The 19,842-nt window shown below is 64.9% G+C and carries 18 protein-coding genes; 5 read left to right on the top strand and 13 right to left on the bottom strand.

Annotated elements, in window-relative coordinates; genetic code table 11:
• Positions 1–131: 131 nt before the first annotated feature.
• Positions 132–1,277, bottom strand: a complete 1,146-nt coding sequence (locus ACT53K_RS19095; protein WP_476230391.1) for an amidohydrolase family protein — start codon at positions 1,275–1,277, stop codon at positions 132–134.
• 162 nt (positions 1,278–1,439) lie between these two features.
• Here ACT53K_RS19095 and ACT53K_RS19090 point away from each other — a divergent pair, with 162 nt between their 5' ends.
• Positions 1,440–2,984 (top strand): aldehyde dehydrogenase family protein, encoded by a 1,545-nt coding sequence (locus tag ACT53K_RS19090; RefSeq protein ID WP_476230390.1) that lies wholly within the window; start codon positions 1,440–1,442, stop codon positions 2,982–2,984.
• 100 nt (positions 2,985–3,084) lie between these two features.
• On the opposite strand, the gene ACT53K_RS19085 is transcribed toward ACT53K_RS19090, so the two are convergent.
• From ACT53K_RS19085 to ACT53K_RS19040, 10 genes are all read right to left on the bottom strand, one after another.
• Positions 3,085–3,972, bottom strand: a complete 888-nt coding sequence (locus ACT53K_RS19085) for a DUF2889 domain-containing protein (RefSeq protein WP_476230389.1) — start codon at positions 3,970–3,972, stop codon at positions 3,085–3,087.
• A 143-nt stretch (positions 3,973–4,115) separates the two neighbouring features.
• Entirely contained in the window at positions 4,116–4,898 is a 783-nt protein-coding gene (locus ACT53K_RS19080; protein WP_476230388.1) for an SDR family oxidoreductase, read from the bottom strand.
• 183 nt (positions 4,899–5,081) lie between these two features.
• Positions 5,082–6,455 carry an amidohydrolase family protein gene (locus ACT53K_RS19075; RefSeq protein ID WP_476230386.1) on the bottom strand — a complete coding sequence of 458 codons (1,374 nt, stop codon included), beginning with the start codon at positions 6,453–6,455 and terminating at the stop codon, positions 5,082–5,084.
• Entirely contained in the window at positions 6,452–7,399 is a 948-nt protein-coding gene (locus ACT53K_RS19070) for a CoA transferase (RefSeq protein WP_476230384.1), read from the bottom strand. Before ACT53K_RS19070 ends, ACT53K_RS19075 begins: the two co-directional genes overlap by 4 nt.
• Positions 7,384–8,397, bottom strand: coding sequence for an enoyl-CoA hydratase/isomerase family protein (locus ACT53K_RS19065; protein ID WP_476230418.1), 1,014 nt, complete (start codon positions 8,395–8,397; stop codon positions 7,384–7,386). Before ACT53K_RS19065 ends, ACT53K_RS19070 begins: the two co-directional genes overlap by 16 nt.
• A gap of 80 nt (positions 8,398–8,477) precedes the next feature.
• Positions 8,478–9,146, bottom strand: coding sequence for a TetR/AcrR family transcriptional regulator (locus tag ACT53K_RS19060; RefSeq protein ID WP_476230382.1), 669 nt, complete (start codon positions 9,144–9,146; stop codon positions 8,478–8,480).
• Between the two features lie 71 nt (positions 9,147–9,217).
• Entirely contained in the window at positions 9,218–10,708 is a 1,491-nt protein-coding gene (locus tag ACT53K_RS19055; protein WP_476230381.1) for a class I adenylate-forming enzyme family protein, read from the bottom strand.
• A 24-nt stretch (positions 10,709–10,732) separates the two neighbouring features.
• Positions 10,733–11,041, bottom strand: a complete 309-nt coding sequence (locus ACT53K_RS19050; RefSeq protein WP_476230379.1) for a hypothetical protein — start codon at positions 11,039–11,041, stop codon at positions 10,733–10,735.
• A 43-nt stretch (positions 11,042–11,084) separates the two neighbouring features.
• A complete protein-coding gene (locus ACT53K_RS19045) occupies positions 11,085–11,522 on the bottom strand; it encodes a Zn-ribbon domain-containing OB-fold protein (protein ID WP_476230378.1) in 438 nt (145 codons plus the stop codon).
• Complete coding sequence (locus ACT53K_RS19040) at positions 11,522–12,736, bottom strand: thiolase C-terminal domain-containing protein (protein WP_476230377.1); 1,215 nt, start codon at positions 12,734–12,736, stop codon at positions 11,522–11,524. Before ACT53K_RS19040 ends, ACT53K_RS19045 begins: the two co-directional genes overlap by 1 nt.
• Before the next feature lie 399 nt (positions 12,737–13,135).
• Between ACT53K_RS19040 and ACT53K_RS19035 the strand changes: the two genes are divergently transcribed.
• A complete protein-coding gene (locus tag ACT53K_RS19035) occupies positions 13,136–13,984 on the top strand; it encodes an enoyl-CoA hydratase/isomerase family protein (protein WP_476230376.1) in 849 nt (282 codons plus the stop codon).
• Positions 13,985–14,068: 84 nt separating this feature from the next.
• Here ACT53K_RS19035 and ACT53K_RS19030 read toward each other — a convergent pair whose 3' ends face one another.
• A complete protein-coding gene (locus ACT53K_RS19030; protein ID WP_476230374.1) occupies positions 14,069–15,214 on the bottom strand; it encodes an amidohydrolase family protein in 1,146 nt (381 codons plus the stop codon).
• A gap of 90 nt (positions 15,215–15,304) precedes the next feature.
• Between ACT53K_RS19030 and ACT53K_RS19025 the strand changes: the two genes are divergently transcribed.
• From ACT53K_RS19025 to ACT53K_RS19015, 3 genes are all read left to right on the top strand, one after another.
• The gene (locus ACT53K_RS19025) at positions 15,305–16,081 is read left to right on the top strand and encodes an IclR family transcriptional regulator (protein ID WP_476230372.1); all 777 of its coding nucleotides are present in this window, start codon (positions 15,305–15,307) and stop codon (positions 16,079–16,081) included.
• Positions 16,082–16,225: 144 nt separating this feature from the next.
• The gene (locus ACT53K_RS19020; protein ID WP_476230370.1) at positions 16,226–17,233 is read left to right on the top strand and encodes an NADPH:quinone oxidoreductase family protein; all 1,008 of its coding nucleotides are present in this window, start codon (positions 16,226–16,228) and stop codon (positions 17,231–17,233) included.
• Positions 17,234–17,237: 4 nt separating this feature from the next.
• The gene (locus tag ACT53K_RS19015) at positions 17,238–18,278 is read left to right on the top strand and encodes an aldo/keto reductase (RefSeq protein ID WP_476230369.1); all 1,041 of its coding nucleotides are present in this window, start codon (positions 17,238–17,240) and stop codon (positions 18,276–18,278) included.
• Here ACT53K_RS19015 and ACT53K_RS19010 read toward each other — a convergent pair.
• Positions 18,251–19,807 carry an AMP-binding protein gene (locus ACT53K_RS19010; RefSeq protein ID WP_476230367.1) on the bottom strand — a complete coding sequence of 519 codons (1,557 nt, stop codon included), beginning with the start codon at positions 19,805–19,807 and terminating at the stop codon, positions 18,251–18,253. The two genes, ACT53K_RS19015 and ACT53K_RS19010, sit on opposite strands and share 28 nt — an antisense overlap.
• Between the last annotated feature and the right edge of the window lie 35 nt (positions 19,808–19,842).

Here is a 19,842-nt window from a genome sequence, read left to right as displayed (position 1 = left end):
TATTGACGTTGTCCCACCCGATCGCCGGAAAGCCGATCCGGCGACAGGATGTTCGGTGCGGCCCTGCCGATCACCGGCCGCGGCACTTACACCAATGCAAGCCTCGCGCCGGCGAGCGCGGCGTATACCGATCAGCCGGCCTGCGTCTCCGCAGTCTGCGCCACCGGTTCGATGCCGAAGAGGCGCGCGGCGTTCAAACCGATGACGTTGCGCCAGGTCTGCTCGCTGACGTTCAATTCCTTGCGCAGCTTCTCCACCACCTGCCGGCTTTCGGGGAACGTCCCCTCCCCATGCGGATAGTCGGACCCCCAGATGCAATTGCGGGCGCCCGGAAGGCCCGCCTCGGCCGCCACCACGCAGGCCCGGTCATGCTGGAAGCTCGACCAGATCTGGTCGTCGATGATCTGGCTAGGCTTGCGCGACAGCTTCGGTCGAACGTACACGGCGTGCGCTTCGTCGACTTCATCCATGCGCTCGGCCAGCGCCACCAACCAGCTCGCACCGCTTTCGATGAACGCGACCTTCGCCTCGGGATTGCGATCGAGCACGCCGCCCGCGATGAGGTACATCGCCGTGTTCATCGCATCCATGGCTTGACCGGTATAGTTGATGATCGCAGCGCCGGGGCCTTTCTCCGCAATCACGCTCTCGAGACCCGTCCCCGTGTGCATGACGAACACGATGCCGTGCGCGGCTGCCCTGGCAAAGATCGGATCCCAATCCTCGCTGTTGTACTTGGCCACACCCGCGGGGCTGACTGCAGGAAGCATGGCCGCAGTCACGCCCTTGCTCGCCAGATAATCGAGTTCTGCCAATGTGTTCGAGAAGTCGAGCACCGGCAGCATGCCGCACCGCACGAACCGGTTGGAATGGCTGCCCAGAAACGCGTCGTTCCAGTCGTTGTAAAGGCGCGCCGAAGCCGCTTCCGCCTCGCTATCCCCGATTGCGTACAGCCAAAGTCCGAGCGTGGGGAAGCAGATCTCCGAATCGATTCCTTCGAGCTCCATGTCCTCAAGCCGTCCCGGCAGCTCGCGGACGCCCTTGCGCACCTGCCCGATCGGCACTTCGCGCTGGTTGCCCAGACGCATGCGGTGGATCAGCTTATGCTGCGTCCCGGTGATCAGATAGTCGCCCTCCTTGCGGGAGTGAATCGCATGCTCCTTGAGGCTCGCGGGAAGGCCGTCGAGGAAAATCTCCGCAGGCTCCATCACATGGCTGTCGGCGCTGAATACGAAGGGCTTCATCGGTGCTCTCCTGAATCTGATAATTTTCGCCATTCATACCTACCTTACGATCATTAGGCAAGCTGAACAGCCCTCAGCACGTCCTGTTTCGCATTGCCTATCGAACGATCGGTTTATAAATATGAGGTAGTGGGTCGACTCGGATTGCGAGGCAAGAAGGCGGTGCAACTGCCCTTCTTCCATCGATAGCCGAGTTTGCCGCGCAGAAGCGAAACGCCCCGCCACGGCGGCAAAAATGGAGAGAGGATCATGGCAACACACGCGGCGCAGCGCGTCGAAATCGAGCGTCCGCTAAGGATTCAAGTCCATCTCGGACACGAAACCCGCGCAACCGCGAGTGGCGGCGTTCATGCGCACCTCAATCCCCATTCGCAGCAGCCGCAGAACGAGGTCCCGCTCGCCGGCGCTCCTGAGGTCGAGGAGGCGGTGCAGCGCGCCCTGAAAGTGAAGGACGCCTGGCGGCGAACGCCGGGCGAAGAGCGCCGCAGGCTGCTGCTGCGGCTCGCGGATCTGATCGAGGCCCATCGCGAGGATTTCGTCGAATTCGCCCGATTGGATAATGGCCACGCCGTCACCGCTGGTCATATCACGGTCGATCATGCGGTGGAGAACGCGCGCTACATTGCCGGCTGGTGCGACAAGCTGACCGGCCAGACGCTCTCGACCATGGATGTCTTCGGTGAGATGGCCTACACTATTCCCGAACCCATCGGCATCGTCGGCATCATCATCACCTGGAACGGGCCGCTCATCTCGCTCGCTATGAAGGTGCTTCCTGCTCTGGCGGCCGGCAACTGCGTCGTTTGCAAACCGTCGGAACTGAATGCGCATGTGCCGGAGCTGTTTGCTCGGCTGATCAAGCAGGCGGGCTTTCCCGATGGCGTGTATTCCAGCTTCCACGGCGACGCCGACGCCGGAGAGGCGATGATCCGCCACAAGCAGATCCGTAAGATCAGCTTTACCGGCGGCCCCGTCACAGCGCGCAAGATCCTCACCGCCTGCGCCGAGGAGATCAAGCCCACGGTGATGGAACTCGGCGGCAAATCAGCAAACCTCGTGTTCCCCGATTGCGATCTCGATACCGCCGTCCAGATTTCGATGATGATGGTGTTCTTCTTCGGTTCGGGCCAGGGCTGCGCCTTGCCGACCAGGACGCTGGTGCACGCCGACATCTATGACGCCTTCCTTGCCAAGGCCAAGGCGCTGGTCGAATCGCTGAAGGTGGGCGATCCGGCCGATCCGAGCGTGATGATAGGGCCGGTGATGACCAAAAGCGCGGCCGAACGCATCGAGGCGATGTTCGAGCGGGCGCGGCGCGACGGTGCGGCGACCTTCTTCCTCGGCGGCAAGCGCTGCCAGGGTGAACTTGCGGGGCTCAACTATATCGAGCCGACCATCATCGTGGATCCCGATCCAAAGCACGAGATCAGCCAAGTGGAGATATTCGGCCCGGCCCTGACCGTCACCAAGTTCCATACCGAAGAAGAGGCCATCGAGATCGCAAACAACACCGAATACGGCCTGGCTGCGTATATCCAGTCGAACAACGTGGAGCGCGTCCATCGCCTGTGCGAACGGCTTGAGGCGGGCGGCGTCCATGTCAACGGCGGTGGACCGGTGCGCGCGGCGATTCCCTTTGGCGGCATCGGCATCTCCGGTTTCGGCAAGGAAGGCAGCCGCGCTGGCATCGACGAGTTCGTCCACTACAAGACGGTGACGATCGGAACCCAGCGGAAATAAAGCCGAGTCGGAGCGGTGCGACGAAGGCTTACGTTGCGCCGCTCCGCACGATTAGGGTCTGCCTCGTCGCCCGCCGGTAACCGACGCCGTTCCTACCAGATCATGCGCTCTCTGTCGGCAAGTTCGCAGCCAATGCGGGTACGTCGGCAAGCGCACGGATCACGTCGTTCAAATGCGTGCAGCCGAAAGTCATTGGCAGCCGCTCGATCACGGCACCGCGCAGCGCGCTCACATCGGCGCCCACCATCCGCGCTACCTTCACGGCGGCACCGGGGCATTCGGGAAACGGCAGGATGAGCGGCAACGCCTGCACCGACGCGAGGCGCCCCGTCGCCTGTTCGACTTCTGCGTAGACGCGATATTCATGCACGGCCCGCCGCCCCCCGGCCGGCGTCGTGCCGCTATCCTGGAAGCCGGCATCGACACGGATCAGGTCGCCGTCGCGCCACAGATCGATGCGGCGCGCACGCCTGCCCTGCGGCCGCCCGCCCTGTGCGGGAAGCGCATGCCACCCTTGCGGATCATCCGGATGTTCGAGCGGGCCGACATCGGCCGAGGACTGAAGCTGGACATTGGTACCCCCGTCTTCGGCCAACGCGCTCGATCCCGTGGCGAAACCGGTGCAGACATTCTCCATCTTGCCGCCGCGCCCGGCAGTAGAGGAGACTTGCGCGCTGCGCACCCGCGCGGCCCAGCCTGGATCCCACTGCGACCAGATCCACGCCGCGACGAGGCTTGCGCCCGCATAGTCATCGAGCAGCTGATACAGCGGTTCGTGCCGAATGTCGGCGAGCAGTTCCTCGATCCGCCCGCGGCTCGCGCCACCGCCCCGGATGCCGACCAACTGCGGTATGCCCGGGTGGGCCGGCGACGCGGTTATTTCCAGGATCTCCCGCACGGGGGAGGCGAGAATTTCGAACGCCCCCTCTGCGAGAATCACCGGCTTGCCGGAAGCGGGAGTCAGCAGATCGCGCGCGCGCGCTGTCATGCGCCACGGTGCGCGCGCGCCCTCCGGCCATTCGGAATCAATCGTCGTCGTTCGACGGACGGAGCCGGGACGCCGCAGCGGCGCATGGCCTGCAGATCGATCTGCAATCGGATATTGCGGAGGTGTAGTCAATGACTTGCTTTCTACTTGGGGGGCATCCTGATGGCGCCGTCCAGCCGAATATTCTGGCCGTTGAAATAGACATTGCGAACCAGCTCCAGAACCAGACTCGCAAACTCCTCGGGCTTGCCAAGGCGCTTGGGGAAGGGCACGGATGCATTCAGCACTTCCAGCACTTTCGGTGGAACCGCAAGCATCGGCGGCGTCGCGAAGATCCCCGGCATGACCGAATTCACGCGGATGCCCAGATCCATCAGATCGCGCGCCATGGGCAGCGCAAGCCCGTTCACGGCCGCTTTCAACGAGCCATAGGCCACCTGCCCCACCTGCGCATCCTGCGCCGCAGCCGACGAGGTCAGCGTAATGACGCCGCGCTCGCCGTCCTCCAGCGGATCGAGCGCGGCCATGCCCAGCGCGCTGATCGAAGCGACGCGATAGCTGGCCACCGCCACACCCATCGCCGAGAAAGCATAATCCTCACTGGAAAAGCGCTTGAACCGGCCAGCCTCGCGATCCCAGCTCACCGTCTTCCCGCCCTTCACCGCAACGGCGCAATGCACCAGCACACGCTCCTGGCCGTGCGCGGCACGTGCCTTGTCGAAGGCAGCGAGCATGCTTTCTTCGTTCATGATGTCCGCTTTGCAGAACACGCCGCCGAGCGCATCGGCGGTGGCCTGCCCAGCCTCTTCGTTGAGGTCCAGAATGGCTACCTTCGCACCCGCCTGGGCAAGCGCCGTTGCCGTCGCCTTACCCAACCCGGATGCAGCGCCTGTCACTACCGCGGCAATGCCATTTTCGATCTTCACTATCGCTCCCCTTCGGCCTCGCAATTCCTCGCGACGCGGCGGCGGCGCATCGCGGAACGCCACCAGCGGCTACAGCGCATCGGCAGAACCCGGCCCCCGCCACGTCCATCCCGACGTACACAAACTACCGACTGATAGATAGATGAAAACGACCGTTTGCGCTTTCGCCGAACTGGGAGCGATTCAGCGCCGTCCCACGCCGACATCCCGGCACGAAACGAGTTTACCTGCGATGATGGTCATACGGACACGATCGGCGTCGAGCTCGGCGAAGACCGCGTCCGGCGAGCCCTCGCACAGGATGAGGTCGGCGGGCCCGCCAACGGCCAGCGACGGCTCTGCATAGAGCTGCCACGCCTGTTGCCCGCTCAGGCGCTCGGCAGACGCCACGACCCTGCCGGCTGCCGTCCGCCTGTCGCGTGCGCTCCGCATCGCCAGCCAGGGATCGAACGAAGCGTAAGGTGCATCGGAACCTGCCAGCAAGGGAATGCCAGCACTGCGCAGGCTTCGCGCGCGGTAAAGGTCGTCCAGCCGATCCTCCGCCACATGCCGCAGATAATGCTCGCCCCGGTCATACAGAAACGCAGGATTTGTGCAGACCATGAGGCCGGCCCGTGCAATCTCCGCCAATGCCTCGCGCGTGATCAGGCCGCCATGTTCGATTCTGTCGCCGCGGCACGCCCCGCCTGCGGCAGAAAGCGCCGCGAGGAAGAGTGCCAACTCGAGATCGGTGACGCAGTGCGCCGCTACCGTCCTGCCCCGTGCCCGCGCACCGCCGATCCGTGCGATTAGCGTATCGAGCGGCGGCGGATCCCGTTCGTCGATCAAGAGCTTCAGCGCGCCGAGTCGATACCCCTTGCCCGCGTCAAGCGCCTCGCTTCCCATCAACGTCAGCCGCTGGGGCAGTTCGCCGCGCCGATGCGCGGCACCCAGCGTCGCGGCAGCTTCCGGACCGTTGGTGGCGCTGGCATCGGTCAGCGCCACCAAGCCCAAGCGCGCGAACGTCTGGCCAAGCTCCCCGAGATCGGGCGTGGTGGTGGGCAGCGCCGAACGCAGCCAGCCATCCTCGCGCCAGAATCGGCCGGTCGGCTTGCCGGCAGCGTCGCGCTCCGCACCGGGAGGAAGCGGGCGGCCCTCCAATTGGCGCAGGCCCCGGCTGTTCAGCACCCACAGCGCACCCGTTCGATCCTGCACCCGCAGCGGCCGATCCCTGATCCAGCCGTCGAGCAGCGCGGCATCGGGCAGCCCCGCTGCCTGCTCATGATAGTTGACCGCGCGCACCCACCCGTCCGAACGCGGCGCGGCATTGGCAAGCATCTGGCGGATCTGGTCTTCTCGCTCCAGCCCGCCCAAGTCGAGAGACGATCGGCGTGCCGCAAGCGCGAGGACATGCACATGATGGTCGTGCAGCCCAGGCAGCGCGGAGGCACCCCGTCCGTCGATTTCCTCGCCGGCCGAGGCGAGGCTCGGACCGATCGCCGCGATCCGCCCGCCTGCAATCGCGATGTCGCGAACGAGGCCGTCTTCCATCTGCACGTGCCGGATCGTCAGGGTCATCCGTGCATCGCCCGGGCATAGGCAGCCGCAACGCCGGCCATCGCAAGATCGACGAGACCCCGATGGCTGCCCTCGAGCACCGCCAATGCCCCTTCGAGCCCGGTCAACGGGTCCGCCAGCGCATCGCCGAGGAACAGCGGGTTGCCGTCGGCGCGGCGATCGACGAGCCCGCCGGCAACCGCACAATCATCGCCGAACCCCACGCGGGCGGCGCCCGGTCCGCTAAAACCGTGCGCCGTGATGGCGATCCAGGTCAGGCCCGGTCGCTCGCGCAGCAATCCTTCAGGTTCGAACCCAAGTCGAGCGAGCGCGGCGCGGCGGGCGCTGGTGACAAAAACATCGGCGCAACGCACCTCTGCGTGCAGGCGCGCGACATGGTCGGGCTTGCGCAAGTCCAGTGACAACCCTCGCTTGCCGCCGTTGATCCGAGCCGAAAGCACCGGCGACAAGGCCGGGGTCGGATCGGGCCTGCCCACGCTCTCGATCCGCAAGACGGCTGCGCCGCACCGGGCCAGCAGGCCTGCACAGAGTGGCCCCGCCCACAGCGCCGACATGTCGACCACGCGCAGGCCGGCGAGCGACCGTTCGCGTATTTCCGCGCGCCGGATCGGCGCCGCCTCGCCCAGCACCGCCACGGGCAATTGCAATTCGACGGCGAGATCCCGGAACGCGGCGGCGTCGCTTGCCGCTGCTGTGGCGAGGACAGCCTGCCACGGCGTACCTTGCCGCCCCGTCAACGCGGGAACGAGATCGACATCGCCCGGCCTGGCGAGGTTCAACGCCACCCAGGCGTCGCGGCACGGCAACAAACGACAATGGCCGTTCGCCGAAACCGCACCGGGAACGTCCAGCCCGTTCGGCGCATCGCGTTCGAGCAGCGCATCACCCGACAGCCCGAAGGGGCGCAGCCGTGGACGCAGCAGCGCGTTCAGGTCTCGGGCCATGGCTCGACTGCGTGGTACAGGCCCCACGCCAAGCCCTGGCGGGCGTTCATTCGCTGCGCGGTCAGCGCAAGCCACATCGTGCGGTGGCGGCCGATTGCGCGTGGCAGCGTCACCGTTCCGCCCGCGCCGGGGATCAGTCCCATCGTCAGCTCGGGCAATTGTGCAAAGGTCGCGGGCGTCGCAATCCGGAAGCCGGCCGCTGCCGGCACTTCGATTCCCGATCCGATACAGGCGCCGTGCAACCGCACCGTCGCGCGGTCTTCCAGCAAATGGAGTATTCGTGAGCAACTACGCTCGGACCGGATGATGTGCGCTGCCGCCACATCGCGCGCCACCCCGAATTCGGGCAAATGGCCGCCGGTCGAAAAGCAGCGGCCCTGGCCCTGGAGCACGACCATCGGCAGGCTCGGATCTTCGAGGACGTTGACGAGCGCCTCATAGAGCGCATCGCGCATCGCTGCGGTCATGGCATTGCGGGTCGAAGGCGCCGCAAGCGACAGGGTCACCTGATCCCCGTCGCGGGCATACACCACCCCCCCCTCGTCGCGCCCATCGTCCGCCCCACCGGGAGGACGCGCCTTCCGCCATGCCGCAAATTCCGCCCCGACCAGCAAGGTCGAATAGGCAAGCGACTCAACCTCCAGCGCAGCATCGAAGGGGAGTATGTCGCCCAGGCGCAGCACGCGGGCCAGCACGGTAGCGGCGATCGGCGCATTGCCGCAGACCGCCCGAATGCGGGTGATCGCGTCATCCACGCGCTCCGGCACCACCCAGGTCCAGGGTGCGGGCGCATCCGACGCAGTCGTCAGGGCCAGATCGAATGCGCTCGGATCAATGTCCGGCAGTGCGCCGCGGCGATCGATCGCCACCCGTATCGCCCCCTCCTGCGGCCCTATGATGTCCTGGGCGAAATCGACGAAAATCAGCGGATCGCCACCGATCGGCGAATAGCGCGCGCCGGCCAGAAGATCGGATGGTTGCTCGGCGCGGGAATGCATCACTCAGCCCGACCCCGGTATTAGCCTGCCGAATGCCATGCCGGGGGCGGCACCCGTCGCGCTATACGGCAACAATATCCTCACGGCGTCGCATCGCGCACGAACGCCACGATCTGCGCCGAAAGCAGATCGATGCCGGCAGCGACGAGGTCCTCGCGCGCCTCTCCGGCGGCAAACTGGCAGAATTGCTCGATTTGTACCAGCACCAGATAGGCCGCGATCCACCGGGCTGCATCGGAACGATCCGCGACGGCAAAAGCGTCGAAGCGCTCGCCCAGGATCACCAGGAGCTGTTCGCGCTGTGCGTTCACGCTGTCGTTGAGGGCGGGGTCGCTGCCCAGCAACTGTGCATAGGCGGACATCGAGATTCGACGCGCGCGAAAGCCCGAGACGAGCCGCCGTAGCCATCCCGCCACTGTCGCCAAGGAAATGTCTTCTGTCGGAAAGGTCGCGAAGAGCACCCGCTGCACGCGCCAATCCTCGCGCAACATCGCGAGCCAAAGCGCCTCCCGGCTCGGGAAGTGCAGATAAACGGTCGCGCGCCCGACACCGGCCTCGCGGGCGATGTCGTCGAAGCTCACCGCACCCGCGCCCATCGACGCGAAACAGGCATGCGCCGCAGCAATGATACGCGAACGGGTTAGCGCCTTCTGCTCTTCCCGTAGGCTGGTGACAGCCCCCTCCTGGGACGCCGCCGCGCGCCCCGCCGCGCGCGCACGCAAACCCGACGATAGCGGGGGATCATCCATCGCTCGAGACAAGTCGCCCTGAGCCGAGCCGTCACAAGCCGGCACGCACGCGCGGTCTGATGCTGTTCGATTCAAGCGTCCTGACTCTCCGATACGAACTCAGCCTTTACCACGCGACGAAGCAGCTTGCCCATCTCGTTGTACGGGAGTTCGGTACGAAACGCCCACGCTTCAGGCGTCTTGGTCGAGCGCAAATGCTCGCGGACCCAGGCGCCCAGCGCCGCAAAGGTCGGCTTTTCACCAGCTGGCACCACGACGCACGCCACCTTCTCCCCCCAATGATCATCGGCGACCCCAAACACGGCCACATCGGCAACATTGGGATGACTCCGCAAGACATCCTCGATCTCGACGGGGGCAATGTTTTCGCCGCCCCGAACAATCACGTCATCCAGGCGCCCTTCCAGGAAAAGATACCCGTCCTCGTCCAGCCAGCCCGCGTCGTTCGTTGGAAACCAGCCGTCACTCCTGATCGCCTTGCGGTGCACATATTCGCCGGCGACCTGATCCCCGCGAACATAAACCTCGCCGCTATGCCCCCGTGGAACCGGGTTACCCTCCGCGTCCCGGATTTCGATTTCGAGCGTGGGAAGCGGCTTGCCGACCGAGCCCAGGCGGCGCCGGATGCGCGGGTCCGGCGACGCCATCGCGAGCCGATGATCCTCGGGCCCCAGGACGCTGATTGTCGAGCTCGTTTCCGTAAGGCCGTAGGCGTTGACGAAATCGACTTGCGGCAGGACGCGCATCGCCCGCTCTATCACGGCATGCGGCATGCGCCCGCCGCCATAGGAGATTGCCTTGAGATGGGGCAGCGTGATCTTCCGGCTCTCCAGCACCTCCAGAATCCGCGACAGCATCGTCGACACGACCATTGCATGACTGATCGCTTCGCGCCGCGCTGTCTCGACCCAGTCCTCGGGCGTGAAGGCCGGCAGGTACACGATACGGCGCCCGCTGTAGATGCCGGTCAGGATCGCCGAAATCCCCGCGATGTGGTAGGAGGGCACCGAAACCAGCGCCGCCTCCTGCTCCTCGGCGCTCATGAACTCGACGCTCGAAAGAACGTAGCTCGCAACATGCTGATGCCGCAGAATCGCGATCTTGGGCTCGGCGGTCGTACCACTGGTGAACAGCAGCACGGCGATGTCGGGTTCGCCGGCCACTGCATTTTCGTCCGGCACAGGGTGATCGCGCAACGCGGCTTCGAACGCGCTCCGAGGCACGACCTGCACGCCGTCGATATGCGCGGCGCGCGCGGCCATCTCGTCATCGACGATGGCCGTGCACGGCGCGGCTCGCCGGAGCTGTTTGCGCAGGTCCTCGTCCGGCAGGCGATAATTCAACGGCGCGAACGGCTTCGCGCTGAAACCGCTGCCGAAGAGCGCGGTAGGGAGCGATACGCTGTTCAGCCCGAGATAGACGACCTTGTCTCCAGCATGGCTGGAAAAGAACTGTGCCGCGGCGCGGGCGCGTGCCGCCAGCCCACCCAAGGTGAGGCGCTCGGTCGGATCGGTAACGGCGCGCCGCTCCGGAAAGGAGCCCGCCCCCATCTCCAAAAGCAAAGTTGTGTGCACAATTGGCCCCGCTCAGTCCGAAGAAGGAAGAGGCTGCGCCTCTTTGAGCACCAGCGGCCGCCCGTCGATCGCCAGCAATCCGACCCCTACCTTGGTTACCAGCACTTCCAGGCCCGACTGCGGATCGTGATATCGCTTGCCGACCAGGACCGCGCCGCTCAGCGCGGGATCGATCTCGAGCCCTTCGGGCACCTTGTCGGCCGATGCGACGATCGGATGGCCGCCGCAGGTAGGAACGGTATCACCGGCAGCCGGTCGCACCACCACGAACTCGGCGGTGCAAACTGCACTTTTCCAGCGCGAGCCGGGCTTCAGATCCATCACACTCTCCTCATTCTTGTTTTGCTGCCCGATGCGGGCCGTGTCATGCCCGTTCGAAATTCGGCAACAGCCAGCCTTCCTGAATCTCGGTCCAGTGTACCGTGACTTTCATGCCGATATGCACCTCCTCGGCGGTGCAGCCAGCCACGTTCGCCAGAAGCCTGGCACCGGGCGCACCATCCAAGTCAACGACGATCGGAACATAGACATAGGGTTCCCCGTCGGCAGGATTCTTGTTGCATACCACATAGCTGAAGATCGTTCCCGTTCCGGGCAGCGTCGGCCACGCCTTCTCCGCGCTCGAACACTCGGGACAAAACGGGGAAGGCGGCATGCGGAAATGCCCGCAGGACGCGCACTGGCAGGCGGTGAGCCTGCGCTCCTTCGCCGCGAGCCAGAACGGCTCGGTATGCGGATCGGTCGTGATACTGACATCGCTCCCAGGCAGCGGGCGGGCGATACCATAAACCCGTTCGGTCATCACGCTCTCCTCAAGATCAGGCTGGAGACGGGAATCGGCGCCGGACCACCGGTCACCAGCGCGAATTCGGCGTCCTTCACCTGGTTGATCGCCGTACCACGAACTTGCTCGACGCCCTCGAGGAGATGCGTCATCCCGATCATGTAGGCTTCGGACAAATTGCCGCCATGGGTGTTCACCGGCACGCCGCCGTTAACGCCGCGCCGACTTGCTGGATCGTAGCGCATCTTCCCCTCCAGCAGATACGCGCCGCCCTCGCCGCGCTCGCAAAACCCGTAGTCTTCGAGCTGCATCATCACCATCGGGCTGAAATGGTCGTACAAAAGCGCGACATCCATGTCCTTGGCCGTCAACCCGCTCTGGTCCCAGACGCGCTGCGCGGTGAAGCGATGACCCGAACTCGAAAACTCCGGATCGGGCATGCCCATCCAGGCAAAGGCACGGCCCCACTCGCGCGATGCGCCATGGGCGCAGGCGTGAATCAGCGCCGGCGGTTGGCGGCAATCGCGCGCGCGCTCGGTCGTGGTCGTAACGACCGCAATGGCGCCGTCGGTTTCCAAGCAGAAATCGAGCCGCCGGAGCGGATCCGCGAGCATTGGCGACGCATCATATTCTTCCCTGGTCAGCGGCTTGCGCCGGATAGCCTTGGGACGATTCAGCGCATGCTCGCGCGTCGCCATAACCACTTCGGCGAACGCGTCTTCGGTCGTGCCGTAGAGATGCATGTGGCGGCGCGTGAGGACGCTCATCAAGTGGCCCGGGCCGACGAGGCCCGCAGGCCGGGTGAAACTCGCCTCGGGCGTGGGGGCCATGGCGCCGAACACCGTGCCCAATCGCTGAAGCCGTTGCTGGCAGCCCATCACGGTGACGGCATATTTGCAGTCCTCGTTCATCAGTGCCGCCGTCGCGAGACCGACCGCACCCGCTGAGCCGCCGCCACCCGAAGTCAACGCCGCGGTGAAGGAGACGCCGCGCATCCCCAGGGTCTCCATCAACGAGCCGGTTTCCAGCTTATCGACATAGCCGGCGCTGGCGCCGGAATAATAGGCGAAGCCGTCGATGTCCTTGACACCAATGCCGGCATCGGCGCAGGCCTTGAGGATCGCCTCGCCAACCATCTCGTTGATGGTACGGGGCCAGCTTTGCCCCCTCGGGTAATAATCGGTAGCCCCGACCCCGACGATCGCACATTTATCCTGATTTGCCCATGACACGGCGCTTGATCCTCTCACAATTCGCTGTTGCGTTCCCCCGGCACCTGCGGCTGGACCGTATACGGAGACAGGCGACGCTCGACTTTGGCCGCGTCACCCCGCCCATCGCGATAGCGCTGCGGGACGGTCGCCCGTGCCAAGCCGCACCCGGATGCAGGCACCACATTTGCGGCAACCCGAAAGAGAGTACGATCCTCGGCATCTGAAGCTTCCCTATCCGCGTTTGCCGACGCTCAGGAATCTAACTATCAATCGTTCGGAAACTTGGCTAGACAATTCTGCACCTGCCTGCTTGGCCGCTGCGGCTGGTTCCGCAACAATCCCCGGGCATGCGGAATCGGCCGCTGCCGATGGACCGCGGCCGCCGGCAGGTCGTCAAAGGAAGCGCAGGAGAGGTCCATGAACGCAATCGAGGTAGAATCGTTCGAAGGGTGGGAACGCCTCCTGCTCAACAAGCCCGCCACCTTGAACGCGCTCGACGACGACATGACATCGAGCCTGCTCGACTATTTTACCGGCCTGTCGCGGCGACCAGAGGTCAGAATCGTCGTGATGAAAGGGATGGGGCGTGCCTTCTGCTCCGGGCTCGACCTGTCGAGCGACCAGGCAAACCGGTTCATGCACGGCGGATCCGTCGAGAAGTTCGCGGTGCAGGACCGCCTGGGCGGGATCGTTCTGGCAATGCGCCGCTGCCCGCAGCCGATCGTCGCCGCGCTGCACGGCGTCGCCGCAGGCGGCGGCTTCTCGCTTGCCATGGCGACCGACATCCGGGTGGCAGCGAAGAATACGCGCATGAACGCCGCGTTCATCCGAATCGGCGTCGGCGGCGGAGACATCGGATCGAGCTATTTTCTGCCGCGCCTGATCGGCGCGGGACCGGCCGCGGAACTGCTCCTCACTGGCCGGATGCTCAACGCCGAGCGCGCCTTGCGCCTGGGCCTGCTCGCCGATGTCGTGCCGGCCGAGCAGCTCGATGATGCCGTCCACAGCTATGTCGCGGACATGCTGGGCACCGCGCCGATGGCACTGCGCCTGACCAAGGACCTGCTCAATTACAATCTCGACGCACCCAGCCTCGAAGCCGCAATTGCCCTAGAGGATCGAAATCAGGTCCTCTTGGGTCAGACGTACAACTTCGCCCATGGCGTCGACAGCTTCCGGCGCAAGCAGACGCCTTCCTACGACTTTGCTGGCGACGCAGTGCGCGGGTCCCGCATCGCGGGACAAAGCCCGGCGGGCGACGACTGACCGGGTTGTCGGCGCGCCGTCGGCAAGGCGCCTGCCGCGCTCGGCGCCGGCCGGGGCAATTGCATTGCCCCGGCCGAGTCCCGGTTACAGGTTCCACAGCCTCGCGGCAGTACGTCCAACAACATCCTTGGCTTTCTCCTCGCCAAGCGTCTCAAAGATCTTCCGGATCTCGGCGCGCGAATTGCCGAACACACTTTCCGCATGCGGATAATCGCAAGACCACAGCATGTTGCCGGTCATGTCGTAGTCCCGTGCGAGTTTCAGGCCGACATCGTCCTGCATGATCGCGCAATAGCATTGCCGCTTGAAATAATAGCTGGGTGGATGCGGCAGCTTCGGCTTCAGTTCGCTGCCATAGACCTGGTAGACCCGATCCGCGTCCTGAAGCGTCCACGGAACCCAGCCGAAGCCGCCCTCACAGAAGACGATCTTGAGATCGGGGTGTCGTTCCAGAATCCCGGAAAAGGCGAGAAGCGCCCATAGCGGACGATAGGGCCCGAAATTCTTGGTGAGGTTGGCCCCCGTCGCGCCATAGCCGCTGAATTCGAGGTACGCGCCAACATGGAACATCACCGGAATTCCACTCGCGGCGATCGCCGCCCACAGCGGCTCCATGGCCTTGCTGTTATACGGCGTGTTCTTTGGCGCTGAGGGGATTTCCAGCGCCTTCAGCCCCCACCCCTTCATCTTCTGAAGATAGTCGTGCGTCTCGTCCGGATTGAACACGGTCGGCAAGATGCCGACGCCGACGAGACGACCGGGCGCTGCGGAGCAATATTCGCCGACCCATTCGTTGAACGCATCCATGCAGCGGCTGAAAAAGGCCTTGTCTTCTAGGCGGATGAGCGCCATCGCCCGGGTGTGGAAGAAGAGCGAGGTCTCGATGCCTTCCGCGTCCATGTCCTTCAACCGGGCATGGACGTCCCACATGCCCGGCCGCCCCTCGCTCACGTGTGAGTCGATGCCCGGCACGTCCCAGGGCTTCCCATCGACCGTCATCCACCAGCGATTGTCGGCGTCCTTCCACAATTTGGGCGCGCGGTCCCTGTCGGCGCCCTTCATCCGGTTCTCCCAGAGGTGCTCTTCTTCCATACCATGATCATCGACCGAAATGATCCGCGTCCCCGCCGGCGGCCGCCAATCGTCCTGCCGAACTTCCCGGTGCATCGGCCAAGGGATCTGCTCGAGCGGCGCGCCGTTCAGCCCCACGATTTCGCTAATGTGATCCATGTGCATCCTCTTTTTTATTCACTATGCGAATAGATATTGCGTATAGTGAATATATATGCTGTTTAGCGTGCGAAGTAAAGGACGAGAGACATGGCCAAACCGACAGCCCAGCCAACGGTAACCGCACTCGCAAGAGGGCTCGAAATTCTGCGATGCTTCGATCGTCCCCGGGCAGAACTGAGCGTTTCGCAAATCGCCCGGCGTGTGGGCCTGAGCCAGCCGACCACCTGGCGACTATGTCAGACGTTGCTCGAAGCGGGTTTCCTCGTCCGTAGCGGAGGCGGCGCGGCCCTGCGGATCGGCGCGCCTGCGGTTACGCTGGGCTATGCCGCCATCATGGGGATGGCCCCGGCGGAGGTAGCACTGCCATACATGCGCAAGATCTCGGACGCGACTCTCGTCACGACGACGCTGAGCAAGCGACAGGGCGCCGAGATGATTTCGATCGAGCGCGCGGAGGGCGCGTTCGTCCGGCCGGACGAGCCCGTCGGCTGGCGCGCATCGCTGGTCGACGTGGCGTCCGGTCTCGCCCTTCTGGCCGCGCTTCCGCAACCCGCGCGCGACGCCGCGATGGACACGACACGGATGACGGCGGGATCCTGGGACCTGCAGCAAGCCCGATTCGACGCCGCCCTGGCGGAGTATCAAGCATTCGGCTTCGTCAGCCTCGATCATGGTCCGCGCGGGAATTACTCCGCGGTCGCCGTCCCGCTTATCGAAGACGGCACCGAACCGGCAGCCCAATGGGCGCTGAGCTGCGGCGAAGTGCGCGAGCGATGGACCGACGCAGACCGAATCGCTGCCGGCACGGCGCTGATCGATGCACGCAGCATCCTACAGCCAGCATTGGCCGCGATACGAAACTGACACGCCCAAACCTGTGGCACGTCTCCTCTGGCCAAGTAATCTAACGATTGATAGTTTGATAAACATTGCTGCTTCGCTGTCGATTCGGTTGCGGGGCCGATCCGAGGCGATGCTGCGGGTACGAGACCAGAGAAGGCGCTGCACATGTCGACACCGGAACAGGGATTGGCCGTTCGTGCGGTGGTAGTGCCCGCCTTTGGCGATCCGTCCACCTTCGAACTCCAGGCGGTCGATATGCCCGGCCCGGCCTTCGGCGAGGTCCAGATACGGGTGCATGCCGCCGGCATCAGCTTCGTTGATGTCCTGACGGCCCGCGGACTTTATCAGATCAAGCCCACACTGCCGTTCATTCCCGGTAGCGAGTTCGCGGGAACAATCGAGGCGGTCGGCGCGGGCGTTTCCCACAGCCGCATCGGGGAACGGGTCTGCGTGATGCTGGACGGTGGTGCCCTTGCCGAAGTCGCCGTGGTCGCCAGTGCGCAGGCGCGGCGGATCCCGGACACGATGAGCTTCCCCGAAGCATCCGTGTTTCTGGCTTCCTATTCCACCAGCTATCACGCGCTTGCCCAGCGCGGCGCACTGAAGGCGGGCGAAACGCTCCTGGTACTGGGTGCCGGCGGCGCCATCGGCTATGCTGCGTGCGAAATCGGCAAGGCATTCGGCGCATACGTGATTGCGTCCGCGTCGAGCGAGGAGAAGCGGACGCTCGCGCTGCGAAGCGGCGCGGATGCCGTCATCGACAGCAATTCGCCGCAATGGCGCGATGCGGTGAAGGCGGCCGCCAACGGCCGGCCGATCGATGTCGTCGTCGATCCCGTGGGCGATCCGATGACCGAACGCGCGTTCCGCACGCTGGGACGGAATGGCAGGCTGCTGGTGCTCGGCTTCGCCGGCGGCGGAATCGCGAAACTTCCGGTGAACCTCGCGCTGCTGAAGAATGCCGCGCTCGTCGGCGTGAACGTGCGCGATTTCGAAGCCACGGAGCGGGCGCAATCGGAGGCCAATATCGAGCAGCTCTTTGCTCTGCATCGCCGCGGCCTTCTCCGTCCTCCCATCGCCCGTGCCTACCCGCTGGAGCATTTTGCGGAAGCGATGCTCGCCGCCGGCGGGGGAAGGAACGCCGGTCGGGTGATTCTCCGCATGAAGGATTAGAAGCTTGGAATATCGCGATCTGGGCACATCGGGGTTGAAGGTGAGCGCCTTCGGCCTCGGCGTGATGACATTTGGCGGGCAGAGTTCCGAAAGCGATGCATTTCGCCAGCTCGACGCCGCGTTCGACGCCGGCATCACCTTGTTCGACACCGCTGAAAACTATCCCTTCCCCTTTTCCGCCGCCACGCAGGGCGAGTCCGAAGCGATTCTAGGACGCTGGATCGCCAGCCGGAAAGTGCGCGACAAAGTGGTAGTCGCCACGAAGGTGGCAGCCTTTGGCGGATTCGACTATCTGCGCGGCGATCGGCGCCGCCTCGACCGCGCAAACATAGGGGAAGCCGCCGAGGCCAGCCTGAAACGGTTGGGCACCGACCATATCGACCTGTACCAGACCCATTGGCCGGAACGGCCGATTGCGCTCGCCGCCCGACCCCGCCTCGCCAACATGCCCGAGCGCCCGGAATCCGTTCCGATCGACCACACGCTAGACGCGCTGAGCGCACTGGTGACCGAGGGCAAGGCGCGCGCGATTGGCATCTGCAACGAATCGCCCTGGGGCGCGATGAAGCATCTTGCCGTCGGAGACAGCAAGGGCCTTGCACGAATCGCATCGGTTCAGAACTGCTACAACCTGCTCGATCGCAGCGCCGAGCTCGGGCTTGCCGAGTGCGCCTTGCGTGAGCGGTTTTCGCTGATCGCCTATTCGCCCCTGGCAACCGGCGCGCTGACCGGCAAATACGGCACGTCCCCTGCGATTCTGGCGGGTACGCGATCCAGCCACATCCGCGACTATTTCACCCGCTTGGGGCCGGCGCGCATCAAGGCGATCGGTGCCTATGACGCGATTGCGCGTGCGCATGGCTTGACGCTGCCGCACATGGCGCTCGCCTTTGCACGCCAGCAACCCTTCGTCGGTGCCGTGCTCATGGCAGCGAGCAATATCGAGCAGTTACATGCGAATCTGGGCGCGATCGACGTCGTTCTATCGAAGGAACTGGTCAAGCAGATCAACGCGGTTCACGACGAGGCCCCAAACCCGCGGTAAGCCGGGTCGCTGCGCAACGCCGCCTTGAGCGGCTTCCCAGCCGCAGTGAGCGGCAACGCTTCGACGATGGCGAAGCTTTTCGGTAACTTGTAAGCCGCGATCTGCGGGCGACAGTGACGGAGAATATCCTGAGGATCGAGCATCTCTCCGGGGCGCGCTACCAGCACGGCGTGGACGCGCTCGCCCCAGCGTGCGTCCGGCAAGCCGACCACCGCGGCCTGGGCCACGCACGGATGGGAGGCCAGCACGTTCTCGACTTCTGTAGAATAGACGTTTTCTCCGCCGGTGATGATCATATCCTTCAGCCGATCGACCACCGTGAGATAGCCGGCATCATCGAGGAAGCCGACATCGCCGGTATGCAGCCAGCCGTTGCGCACCGCCTCGCCCGTTTCCGACGGCAGGTTCCAGTATCCGAGCATGACGCTCGGGCCGCGAACGACGATCTCGCCGATCGCCCCAGCGGGTAACTCGGCGCCGCCCTCCTCCACCACCCGCACCTCGCACGCGGCGGTTGCCCTGCCGGCGCTGGCAATGCGCTGCGCAAAGCCGGGCCGGGCGGGATCATGGTCGGCAGCGGTCAGGATCGTCGCCACCGGCGCCAGCTCCGTCATGCCATAGCCCTGAACGAAGCCCGCGTTCGGGAGCGCGGCAAGCGCACGCTCAAGCAGACTGTGGTCGATCGGCGATGCCCCGTAGCGGATACGCCGTATGCAAGCCAGGTCGCGGGCATTGAAATCCGGCTGATCGAGGATCGCGCGGATCATCGTCGGCACCAGAAATACCTCGTCCACGCGCCATTCGGCGATGGCCTGGGAAACGCGCTGCGGGTCGAACAAGGGCAGGAAAAAGGTAGTCGCGCCCGTGGCCAGGCCGATCAGGAGATTGGACAAGGCCCCGACATGGAACAGCGGCGCCACGTGCAGATGGCGCCGCGTCGCAGGCCCATCGGTCGCGGCGATGGTGCCGAACATCGACCAGGCAAGATTTGCGTGGCTGAGCATGACGCCCTTCGAGCGCCCGGTGGTACCGCCGGTATAGAGAATGGCGGCCAGATCGTCGCCACGCCGCAACGTGTCCTCCACATCGCACTCGCCGGCCAACCATGCCGCATACGGCATCGCCGAGTCGTTCCCTTCCTCCGCATCGAATGCGATGCCGGAGATCTGCGGCACTGCGGCCAGAAGATCCGGCAGCAACGCGAGAAAGGCCGGTTCGATGAACAGGAATCGGGCGCCGCAATCGCGCAGCGCATGCGCGATCTCCGGGGCGGCCCAGCGCAGGTTCACCGGCACGATGACGCCACCTGCCCAGAATGTCCCCATCGCATAGACGAGAAACTCGACGCGGTTGCGCGCCATGATCGCGACGCGCTCACCCGATTGCATGCCGTCGCGGCGAAGCGCCCCGGCAAATCGGCGCACTTCCAATGCCAGTTCCCGCCAACTGAGCGCGCGCCGTATATCCTGCGCCGCACGTTCTTCCGGGGCCTGCCGCACGAGACGGTGCAGGAACTGGGTCATATACATCGCGCGTCAACCTTCAGGCCGGTCACCGACGGGCG

It is taken from the genome of Sphingomonas sp. DMC8, assembly GCF_056314185.1.
The sequence above is the reverse complement of the archived record's forward strand: the minus strand, read 5'-3'. Positions and strand labels throughout refer to the sequence as shown.